Source organism: Mesorhizobium sp. M7A.F.Ca.CA.004.06.1.1 (genome assembly GCF_003999135.1).
In the GTDB taxonomy this organism is placed as follows: Bacteria; Pseudomonadota; Alphaproteobacteria; order Rhizobiales; family Rhizobiaceae; genus Mesorhizobium.
Genome location: NZ_RZPQ01000134.1, coordinates 1 through 10,330, shown reverse-complemented (window position 1 = coordinate 10,330; position 10,330 = coordinate 1). Strand labels below are relative to the sequence as shown.

Here is a 10,330-nt window from a genome sequence, read left to right as displayed (position 1 = left end):
GTCGTCGGCAGCACCAAAGAGATCGTGCTGGAGCCCGGATGAGCCGGAGCCGAGTGTTTTCGATTTGGGTGCCGCCATCCCAGCTAGATGGTGAAGGCCAGCCCGCCTGGCAATATCGGAACCGAGCCAGCATCTGCACCCCACCCTGTGGACATCACCGCATCAAAGCCTGCCAATCCGGAGATTATCGGGGTGACGGTATTCTACTCAGGATTTCGCGGGCATGCCTTGAATGCGACCGAGGGAGGTTGCATGCATGTACGTACGGTTCTTACCAAACCGCGAGCCTTCGTTGCCAGTTGCTTGTCAGCAACTAGATTGGCAACGCGGCATCCCCAAAAAATGCCGCGGTGGCCGACGCGGGTTTAGGCAACGGTGTCTCACCGGCACCATCGCGTCGGCCACTTGAAATGGTCCTTGGCGGCTCAGTGGCGGAGAAGCCTCTGTTGGCCCAGCGCTCAAGCGCGAGGCCGTTCCTGCCTCGCGGGATGATGCGAGCCCAAATCTCCGATTAGCCGGCGATACTGGGTTTCAGGTGGACCATAAGAATCTCGCGCCAACTTTATGAGACCATCTCGATCGCGGATCGTGATCTCTCCGCGGCGCGCTCGGATATAGCCGTAACTCTCGATCATCTGCAGACCGACGGTAACCCCCGGACGCCTGACACCAAGCATGATGGACAGAAACTCATGGGTTATCATAAGTCTGTCGCCGACAGTGCGGTCGCTGCACATCAAAAGCCATCTCGCCAGCCGGACTTCCAGGCTCTGCCGTGCGTTGATCGAAGCCGTATAGCTTGTCTGAACATGAAAATATTGGACATAGCGCAACAGGAACGACCGCAACGTAGGACTGTTCTCCAGGGCTTCGACGAATGGGGCAGCCTCTATCCGGAGCGCCTCGCATGTCGACTGGACGTAACAATCAAAGTTCGCCTGGTCGTCCCCCATGATCAGGGCCGAACCCGTCATTCCTTCGAACCCGATGATTCCGACTTCCGCTTCGGTCGCTGGCGCAGTCCGCGCCACCACCGAGGCCAGTCCGCTTTCCAGAAAATAGACGGCTTCGATCTTCTGCCCCGCATTCTCCAGTGGCGCGCGCACCTCCAGGAAAACGCTCGCCAGATGCGGCCTTAGCCGCGCGAGATCGTCCGCGCTCATGCGGCGAAGCAATTCGCTCTTGGCTTGCAGTATCTGGTAATCCACGAGACTCTTTTCCCTTGGGCAAGAGCACTGGGATCTCTTAGCCGGCCGCGTCCGTCTAACGAGCGGACGGTAACGAACCATAGACCTCGTCTCGCGCAGCACTAGACGAGCCGGCGCGTTGGTATGAAACCGACAGTTACTGCTGAAAACTCGAAGGCCTTGTTGGCTGACCATCTTTCGCCAGCAAACGAGCCTCCCGCAGGATAGAGGCGCGATCGAACTCTTGGAGAAATATGATTTCGCGTATCTGCTGTTCAGTGGCGCCTGTATCCCGCGCCAGCGCGGTTATCGCGTCTACTGGCAGACCGGGGTGCTCGGGCGCCTTTGCCATGCAACGCCATGCCTCGCGATGGGCAAGAGCGGTGGTCACTCCCAAGCGTCAGCGCCCAATTGTGCTGCTGACGATTTCCTTTTGTACGCTTCCGTACAGAGCTTTGCGAGTCAATTCGGGCCCGAGGCTGATTTGAGGGTTCTTGCGTCCTTGCGTCGTCCGTCCGTCGCCCCGAAATTCTTCGGAACGTTTGCTCGGCTGAGAGGTTCAAATACTCCACCCAACAGGAGTCTCGAACGATGGATCACACCAACCGCGTACGCCTCACAAGCACCGAACTGACACCAGACATTCTCGAAGACGCCACGATTTACGACGCGGACGACAACAAGGTCGGCAGCGTTTCGCACGTCCACGGCTCTGGAGCCGCCAGTCAGGTCGTCATCGATGTCGGCGGCTTTCTCGGCATAGGTGCCAAGCCGGTGGCCGTTCCCGCGAGCCAGTTGGAATTCATGCGCGATGAAGACGGCGACGTTCACGCGGTGACGAACTGGACCAAGGATCAGCTCAAGAGCATGCCCGAGCATCACGATGCATGATTTCGAGGACTTCACCTTGAACGGGAGCGGCCGCTTGGCCGCTCTCTGAACGTCCCTTGGGCGCGACAGGATGGACAGACGATGCGGCGCGAGACCGGAGCCTGCTTCTGCGGAGGGATCGCCGCAGCCATGGACGGAGAGCCTTTCTGGATATGCTACGATCACGACGACGATTGCCGCCGGGCCATCGGAAGTCCGATGACAATCTGGGTCGGTTACCGGCCTGAGCAATTTCAGCTTCTTAGAGGGACACCGAAGGCCTTTTCGAAAACGCCAGGCGTCACCCGCACGTTCTGCCCGGACTGTGGAAGCTCGATAGGCTATAGCGACGAAGGTCTGCCGGACGAGTTCTACGTGACGGTCGGTTTTCTTGACAAACCTGAAGGTTTTCAGCCGCAAGCCCATGCCTATTGGGATCTGAGGCTACCGTACATCGAGTTTGATGACAGCCTGCCACGCATCGACCGATATTCGAGGAAGCGCGACCCGAAGTTGGGCAACCCGCGCGACCGGTAGTCGCGGTGCAAGGCGCGAGGGCATCGGCGGAACCTGACGATCGCTAACGGGTTATTCGGGCAGACCCGTCGGGTGCCACCATGCCATCGACCGTGATCCGAAACGCACAATACGACCCCGCCACCAGGATCCTCTCGGTCTGGTTTGTTCCGAGCGGCAAACGTTACGACTATGAGGATGTTGCTCCGGTAACTTATGCCGCTTTCACCAAAGCTTTCTCAAAAGGCCGCTTCTTCAATGAATTCATCCGAGATCGCCATCGGTATCGCCGCGTGGCGTGACAAGTTCGGACATGAGCAGACGATGCACGGAACCTGACCCGCATCGTCTCGTTGACGTCTCGTCGAAGCAAACCAGGCAATGACAATTCATCTGGATATGCTCGGGACCGGCAAAGATCGATCGGAACAGGCTTCAAGGGAGTTCAAGAGCCATGACGGCCAAGAAGCAGAAGACCGAAAGCAAGGACAAGAAGGCGCTGCGCTTGGCAGAGACCACCGACGTCTCACCCAAGCAGGCCAAGGAGCTTATGCAAAAGCATGGCAAGGACAGCCCCAAGGTCGAGAAAGAAGCCAGAAACTTCAAGGCGGAAGGATAGGACGCATTGAGGCCCGGCTTGCATGACCCCTGCAGGGGATCGGCCGCCAGGCAATTCGGGATTAAGGGGGCTCGCCGGCCTTTTCGGCCGCGAGCGCAAAGGGGAAGCGCAGCACCAGGTTGCGGTTCTCGTCAAAAATCTCGAAGGCCAATCCGGTACGCAGCGGCTTGCCATGCAGCAGTTCTTCGGCGAGGATTTCCTTCGCCGACGCCATCGCGTTTTCCTCGGCGCTCGCTAGATCAGAAAATTCCTGGCCCTCGGGATCCTCCTGCAAGCTTCCGCTCTCGTCTCGAAGGTCGAAAAAGTACCTGGACATGCCGACTGAACTCCTCATTGCGACGATGGAATCGGAAGCGCCAGCCTCAGATTTCAGTGCCTGATGTACCCGGATTGTCGAAGAGCACAGCCAGGCCATGCTCGATGGCGCAGGCCGCAATCAGATCATCGAAGGCCTTTCCCGAAAGCGGGCAACTTGGCATCACCTCCCGAATTGCGGTTCCGGCCTTGGCGGTAGAGATCACATCGTGGCGTTTCTTGCGTGTCTCGACATATTGCTGGACCAGGATTTTCAGGCGCCTCACCGCAACATCGTCCGTAAACATGGATTCCTCAGCCAATGCCTGAAGTAAGGCTGTCGGCCTGATCATCGTGCCGACGGTCTCGGGTTTAGCCGAGATTGCTCGCACAATATTTCCATGGGCCGTTGGTTCCCCCGACCGCTTGCTTGGTAATTTTCGTACAGGGAATGCCCTTGCCCGCGCTTTTACCGAGCCCAACCGACGTCGGGTTTCCGATGCCAATGGCGAGCCTTCAGGCTTGCATCACCTTGCGGCTGTGACGTGCAACGACACTTTCCTCATCGGTCGCAATCACGCGCACCTCCACCTTGCTCTCGGGACGACTGATGATTTCGGCGTGGATGTCGTTGGCGCGTTCTTCAAGCACCACGCCAAGCCAGGTCAATTTTTCGCATATGGCCTTGCGGATGGACGCGGACCGTTCGCCGATGCCGGCGGTGAACACGAGGCATTCAAGACCACCCATCGTGTTTGCAAGCGCTGCTGCTTCCCTCGCCGCGCGGAAGGCAAAAAGCGCCATCGCCTCTTGGGCGCGAGGATCGTTGCTCCCTTCCAGCGTCCTCATGTCGCCCGAAATACCGGATACGCCGAGCAGTCCCGACTTCTCGTAAAGCATCGTCTGCAGCTCCTCAGCCGCGATGCCTCTTTCCAGTAGGAAGTGCAACAGCACGCCGGGATCGATGGCGCCGCACCGCGTGCCCATGACGAGGCCATCCAGGGCCGAAAACCCCATCGTCGTATCGATGCTCTTGCCCTCGCGCAAAGCGCAAAGGCTGGCACCATTGCCGAGATGGGCGACGATGGTGCGTTTCGCCGCAAGAGTTGGCGATATCCCGCTGAGCCGCCCGGCGATGTATTCATAGGAGAGACCGTGAAACCCGTAGCGGCGCAAGCCTTGCCCTTCATATTGGCGCGGAAGGGCGAAGCGCCGCACGAGCGGATCGATCGTCTGGTGGAAAGCGGTGTCGAAACAACCAACCTGTGGCAGGTCCGGTTGCAAGGCGGCTATCGCGCGGACCGGCGCGAGACTGCGAGGCTGATGCAGCGGAGCGAGCGGCGTCAGTCTGTCGATGGCGTCGATGATGTCTGGGGCCAGACGGACAGGTTCGATGAACTCGCTTCCGCCATGCACGATACGATGGCCGGCGCAGAGCAGGTTTCTTTCGCCGATTTCGCCCTGCACCCAATTCAGCATCTCGCCTATGGCCGCGTCCCGCGGCTTGTCGGTGGCGAGCTGCCGATCGCACTGCACCGTTCCGTCGGCCGCTTTTGCGCGGAGTGTGGGTGTGTCGCCCAAGTCCAACGTGCCGCGCGAAACGAGCTGCATATCCTGTGACGAGACAAGATCGTAAAGCGCGAACTTGATGCTGGACGAACCGGCATTCAGCGCCAGGATCGACCGACGCGTCATTGGCGCGCCTTTGCCGCGCCTTTGTCGGGCCAGCTCCATTTCTGGATTTCGGGCATATCCTCGCCGTGCTCGCGGACATAAGCCCTGTGCTTCACCAACCGGCCGTGGAGTTCGCCGGCAAGCCCTTCAGCCCTTTCGGCCAGTCCCGGCACACGTTCGATGGCGGCAAGCGCGAGGTGGTAGCGATCGAGTTCGTTGAGCACCACCATGTCGAACGGCGTCGTCGTGGTGCCCTCCTCGCGGAAGCCATGCACATGCATGTTGTCATGGTTGGCGCGACGGTAGGTCAGGCGATGAATAAGATAGGGATAGCCGTGATAGGCGAAGATTACAGGCCGTGTCTTCGTGAACAACGCATCGAAGTCTCCATCGGCGAGCCCGTGCGGATGCTCGGTGTTCGACTGCAGCGTCATCAGGTCGACAACATTGACGACACGGATTCTCAGGTCGGGGATCGCAGAGCGCAGAATGTCGGTCGCGGCCAGCGTTTCCAGGGTGGGCACGTCGCCGGCGCAGGCCATGACCACGTCGGGCTCCTCGCCCTGAGCAACCGTACCGGCCCATTCCCAGATGCCCGCCCCCGCCTTGCAATGCGCTTCGGCTTCTTCAATGGACAGCCATTGCGGTGCCGGCTGCTTGCCGGCGGTAATGACATTGATGCGGTTATAGGTTCTCAGGCAATGATCTGTGATCCACAGCAGGGTGTTGGCATCCGGCGGAAAATAGAGCCTTACCGTATCGGCCTTCTTGTTGGCGACCAGATCGGCAAAGCCCGGATCCTGATGGCTGAAACCATTGTGATCCTGCCGCCAGACATGCGAGGTCAAAAGGTAATTGAGCGAGGCGATCGGCTTGCGCCAGGCAAGCTCGCCGGAGGTCTTCAGCCATTTGGCATGCTGGTTGACCATCGAATCGACAATGTGGATGAAGGCCTCATAGCAGGAGAACAGGCCGTGGCGGCCGGTGAGCAGATAGCCTTCAAGCCAGCCCTGGCAGAGGTGCTCGCTGAGCACCTCCATGACACGTCCGTCACGGGAAAGATGGACGTCGTAGGGTTCAATGCGCTGCATCCAGAGCCGATCGGTAACTTCGAACACCTCGTCGAGGCGGTTGGATGACGTCTCGTCCGGCCCCATCAGGCGAAAATTCCGCGCCTCGGCATTGAGGCGGAACACCTCGCGAAGATAGCTTCCGCAAATCCGCGTCGCTTCAGCGACGACGCCTCCCGGACGAGGCACTTCCAGCGCCAGGCTTTTCCAGTCGGGAAGCACAAGATCGCGCTTCAACAGTCCGCCATTCGCGTACGGGCTTGCGCCCATGCGCTTTGTCCCTGTTGGGGCAAGTGCCGCGAGCCCCGGCAACAGATGCCCGCTTTCATCGAACAGCTCTCCCGGTTCGTAGCTTCGCATCCAGTTCTCGAGGATCTTGCGGTGGCCCTCATTTCCGCGTGCGTTCGACACCGGCACTTGATGCGAACGCCAGAAACCCTCGACCTTCTCGCCATCGACCTCCTTGGGACCTGTCCATCCCTTGGGGCTGCGCAGCACGATCATCGGCCATTGCGGGCGTTGACCATGCCATCCCGGAGCCCGTGCCTGCTCCTGAATGGACCGGATGCGATCGAGCACCGTGTCGAGCGTCGCGGCCATCGACTGGTGCATGGCAAGCGGCTCGTGGCCTTCGACGAAGAACGGTTCGTAGCCATAGCCGGCGAAGAGACTTCGCAACTCCTGATCGTCCATACGGCCGAGGATCGTTGGATTGGCGATCTTGTAGCCGTTGAGATGCAGGATCGGCAGGACGGCGCCGTCCGACATCGGGTTCAGGAACTTGTTGGAATGCCATGCCGCCGCGAGCGGACCGGTCTCGGCTTCGCCGTCACCAACGATACAGGCAACCACCAGATCCGGGTTGTCGAAGGCCGCGCCAAAGGCGTGAACCAACGCATATCCCAATTCACCACCCTCATGGATGGAGCCTGGCGTCTCGGGCGCGGCATGGCTTGGCACGCCGCCGGGGAAGGAAAACTGCCGGAACAGTTTCCTGAGGCCGTCTTCGCCCTGCCCGATATCGGGATAGATCTCGCTATAGGTGCCCTCGAGCCAGGCGTTGGCGACCATTGCGGGACCGCCATGGCCCGGCCCGCAGATAAACAGAGCATCGAGGTCGCGTTCGCGTATGACGCGGTTCAGATGCACGTAGAGAAAGTTCAGCCCCGGCGTCGTGCCCCAATGGCCAAGCAGCCGCGGCTTGACGTGTTCGGCCTTCAACGGTTCGCGCAACAGCGGATTGTCGAGCAGGTAGATCTGGCCGACCGAGATGTAATTCGCGGCGCGCCAGTAGCGGTCCATGAGGTCGATCCGTTCGTGGCCGATGGCCTGCGGCGTCGCGGCAGCCTTGTCGTTCATCGACATCTCCAGCTTCGGTTCGCTGGTGATAACTGGGGCATCTTTGCGCTTGAGCAACCCCCGACTGCCGCGTTCGGGTCGGCGTCACGACCCACGCGGCCGAGAGACCGGACGCCATCTCGGCCGGGCTTGCGGCCCTATCCGCAAATAGGCGGGAACCTTGAAGTCCTCCGGCGGTTAGAAACTGAAATCGCGAAGACCAGGCTCAAGGCAGGTACCGCGAAGGATAGCCTCGAAGCGTTGCACCAAAGGGAGCTAAAAGATGCTCGATCTTCCTCGTGCCCGTGATCGAATGGTCAATATCCATGTCGGCCGGCGTGGCATTCATGACCGTGAGATTCTGCAGGCAATGCGCGAAGTTCCACGCGAGGCCTTCGTCGAACCCGGCTTCGAGGAATTTGCTTACGAAGACACGCCGCTGCCGATCGCCGATGGCCAGACCATATCGCAACCCTACATTGTCGCGTTCATGATCGAGATGGCGGATGTCAAACCGGGTGACCATGTGCTCGAAATTGGCACCGGCTCGGGATACGCGGCCGCGGTGATGAGCCGGATCGTCGAACAGGTCTACACGATAGAGCGTCATCCCGGTTTGGCCGAAGCCGCGAAGCGGCGGTTTGAAAAACTCGGCTACCAAAACATCGAGGTTCGGACAGGCGATGGCACCAAGGGCTGGCCGCAGGCGGCGCCGTTCGACGCCATCGTGGTGACAGCCAGTGGTCCCGGCGCACCGCTCGCCCTTCAGGAGCAACTCGATGTCGGCGGCAGGCTCGTCATTCCGGTCGGCGACGACCCGGATTTGCAACGTCTGCTCAAAGTCACCCGGACAGGCGCCGCAACCTATAGCGAGGAGGATTTCGGCGGCGTGCGCTTCGTCCCTCTGATCGGCGAGCAGGGTTGGTCGGAAAACGGCACGGCCACCGACGTTGGTCGTCCGCTTCGACATCCCCATCCGATCAGCCTGCCTGATATGATCGCGGCCGCGGCCGAACCCCTGCCCGATTTCGACGATCCGGCCTTCGGCGCATTGTTCGATCGGTTTGCCGACCGGCGCATTGTTCTGCTTGGCGAGGCAAGCCATGGCACGTCCGAATTCTACAGGGCGCGCGCGGCGATCACCCGCAGGCTCATCGAACGCCACGGCTTCACCATCGTCGCGGTCGAGGCGGACTGGCCCGACGCAGCGGCGATCGACCGCTATGTTCGCCATCGTCGGCCGCGAACCGGCACTGGCGCGCCATTCCAGCGATTTCCGACCTGGATGTGGCGCAACACCGATGTCGCGGCCTTCACCGACTGGATGCGCCGTCACAACGAGAAGCTAGAGCCTTCGGCGCAAGCAGGGTTCTACGGCCTCGACATCTACAATATGAGCGGTTCCATCGGCGCGGTCCTCGATTATCTCGACCGGGTCGATCCCCCGGCAGCCAAGATCGCGCGCGAACGCTATGGCTGCCTGACGCCCTGGCAACACGATCCGTCCACCTACGGCCGCGCGGTGCTCACCGCCGGCTATCAAAAATGCGAGAAAGCGGTGCTGGAACAATGCCGGGACTTGCTCGCCAAACAGCTCGAATATGCAAAAAGGGACGGCACCGACTTTCTCGACGCCAGTCAGAATGCCCGGCTGATCGCGTCCGCCGAACACTATTACCGGATCATGTACTATGGCGGCGCGGAGTCCTGGAACCTGCGCGACACGCACATGTTCGAAACGTTGGAACATTTGCTGCATGCCGGCGGCCCCAACGCCAAGGCCGTGGTGTGGGCGCACAATTCCCATATCGGCGATGCCCGCTTTACCGAGATGGGCGTCGTCAGGGACGAACTGAACATCGGCCAGCTCTGCCGGCAGCGTTTCGGGGATGAGGCAGCGCTGATCGGTATGGGCACGCATTCCGGCACTGTAGCGGCCGCCAGCGACTGGGACGGCAAAATGGAGGTGAAGCAAATCCGCGCGTCGCACGCCGACAGCTACGAACGGCTTTGCCACGATTCCCTTGTGTCGCGGTTCCTGCTCGACCTCGGGCGCGACACAACGCTGCGTGAGCGGCTGCTGGAACGCAGGCTGGAGCGATTCATCGGGGTGATCTACCGGCCGGAAACCGAGCTGGGCAGCCACTATGCGGACGCTTCCCTGCCCCGGCAGTTCGACGCGTTCCTATGGTTCGACAAAACCGCGGCAGTGACGCCGCTTGGCCCGGAGCATGCAAGAACCGGCGTTCCCGACACCTACCCGTTCGGGCTTTAGCCGGCGCGCGGCGAACCAATGAAGAAGCTGAGGCGTGGAACCGGAACGAACTATCCGGTCTGCGATTTCAAAACTGCAATCCCCGTCGAAGGAGTTTTCTCATGACCGGAACCAAACATCCGAAATGGAAGAAACCGAGCGATGCCGACTTGGCGAACAATCCTGGTATCGGGACTTCCAAGGGAACGATCAAGGAAGGCGAAGAGTTCGAGCTTGAAGGCGAGAATACGGTCGAAGGTGACGTCGAAAACGACACGACCGCCGCTGGCGGGATCGATCCAAGACAAAAGATGCGGACCAACAAATAGCTGCCCTGCGCGTCGCTGCGATCAACTTCGCCGGAAGGAGTGAACCATGCCACTTGCCCTTAGCAGTGCCGCCTTTGCCGAAGGCGGACAAATTCCCGAAAGATACACACGAGACGGCAAAAACGTATCGCCGCCGCTGAAATGGTCTGGAGTGCCGGACGAAGCAAAGAGTCTCGTTC

The 10,330-nt window shown here is 60.3% G+C and carries 11 protein-coding genes and 1 pseudogene; 7 read left to right on the top strand and 5 right to left on the bottom strand.

What is annotated here, in order from left to right; all coding sequences use genetic code 11:
* Window positions 1-458: 458 nt before the first annotated feature.
* Complete coding sequence (locus tag EN906_RS11150; protein WP_164749046.1) at window positions 459-1,163, bottom strand: Crp/Fnr family transcriptional regulator; 705 nt, start codon at window positions 1,161-1,163, stop codon at window positions 459-461.
* 615 nt (window positions 1,164-1,778) lie between these two features.
* On the opposite strand from EN906_RS11150, the gene EN906_RS11140 reads away from it, so the two are divergent.
* From EN906_RS11140 to EN906_RS11125, 4 genes are all read left to right on the top strand, one after another.
* A complete protein-coding gene (locus EN906_RS11140) occupies window positions 1,779-2,078 on the top strand; it encodes a PRC-barrel domain-containing protein (protein WP_127267419.1) in 300 nt (99 codons plus the stop codon).
* Window positions 2,079-2,159: 81 nt separating this feature from the next.
* Complete coding sequence (locus EN906_RS11135) at window positions 2,160-2,594, top strand: GFA family protein (protein ID WP_127267420.1); 435 nt, start codon at window positions 2,160-2,162, stop codon at window positions 2,592-2,594.
* A gap of 80 nt (window positions 2,595-2,674) precedes the next feature.
* The gene (locus tag EN906_RS11130) at window positions 2,675-2,875 is read left to right on the top strand and encodes a KTSC domain-containing protein (protein ID WP_127267421.1); all 201 of its coding nucleotides are present in this window, start codon (window positions 2,675-2,677) and stop codon (window positions 2,873-2,875) included.
* Between the two features lie 152 nt (window positions 2,876-3,027).
* The gene (locus tag EN906_RS11125) at window positions 3,028-3,192 is read left to right on the top strand and encodes a hypothetical protein (protein WP_081738679.1); all 165 of its coding nucleotides are present in this window, start codon (window positions 3,028-3,030) and stop codon (window positions 3,190-3,192) included.
* Window positions 3,193-3,253: 61 nt separating this feature from the next.
* On the opposite strand, the gene EN906_RS11120 is transcribed toward EN906_RS11125, so the two are convergent.
* From EN906_RS11120 to EN906_RS11105, 4 genes are all read right to left on the bottom strand, one after another.
* Window positions 3,254-3,466 carry a hypothetical protein gene (locus tag EN906_RS11120; RefSeq protein ID WP_164749045.1) on the bottom strand — a complete coding sequence of 71 codons (213 nt, stop codon included), beginning with the start codon at window positions 3,464-3,466 and terminating at the stop codon, window positions 3,254-3,256.
* Between the two features lie 88 nt (window positions 3,467-3,554).
* The gene (locus EN906_RS38200; RefSeq protein ID WP_245456899.1) at window positions 3,555-3,992 is read right to left on the bottom strand and encodes a hypothetical protein; all 438 of its coding nucleotides are present in this window, start codon (window positions 3,990-3,992) and stop codon (window positions 3,555-3,557) included.
* 10 nt (window positions 3,993-4,002) lie between these two features.
* Window positions 4,003-5,181, bottom strand: a complete 1,179-nt coding sequence (locus EN906_RS11110; RefSeq protein ID WP_127267422.1) for an acetate/propionate family kinase — start codon at window positions 5,179-5,181, stop codon at window positions 4,003-4,005.
* Window positions 5,178-7,589 carry a phosphoketolase family protein gene (locus EN906_RS11105; protein WP_127267423.1) on the bottom strand — a complete coding sequence of 804 codons (2,412 nt, stop codon included), beginning with the start codon at window positions 7,587-7,589 and terminating at the stop codon, window positions 5,178-5,180. Before EN906_RS11105 ends, EN906_RS11110 begins: the two co-directional genes overlap by 4 nt.
* A gap of 262 nt (window positions 7,590-7,851) precedes the next feature.
* On the opposite strand from EN906_RS11105, the gene EN906_RS11100 reads away from it, so the two are divergent.
* The 3 genes and pseudogenes from EN906_RS11100 to EN906_RS11090 all read left to right on the top strand — a co-directional run.
* Window positions 7,852-9,843, top strand: a complete 1,992-nt coding sequence (locus tag EN906_RS11100; protein WP_127272199.1) for a protein-L-isoaspartate(D-aspartate) O-methyltransferase — start codon at window positions 7,852-7,854, stop codon at window positions 9,841-9,843.
* A gap of 101 nt (window positions 9,844-9,944) precedes the next feature.
* Window positions 9,945-10,151: a hypothetical protein gene (locus EN906_RS11095; protein ID WP_013531530.1), complete on the top strand. Its 207-nt coding sequence runs from the start codon at window positions 9,945-9,947 to the stop codon at window positions 10,149-10,151.
* Window positions 10,152-10,197: 46 nt separating this feature from the next.
* A pseudogene (locus tag EN906_RS11090) lies at window positions 10,198-10,330 on the top strand (YbhB/YbcL family Raf kinase inhibitor-like protein); the annotation flags it as partial.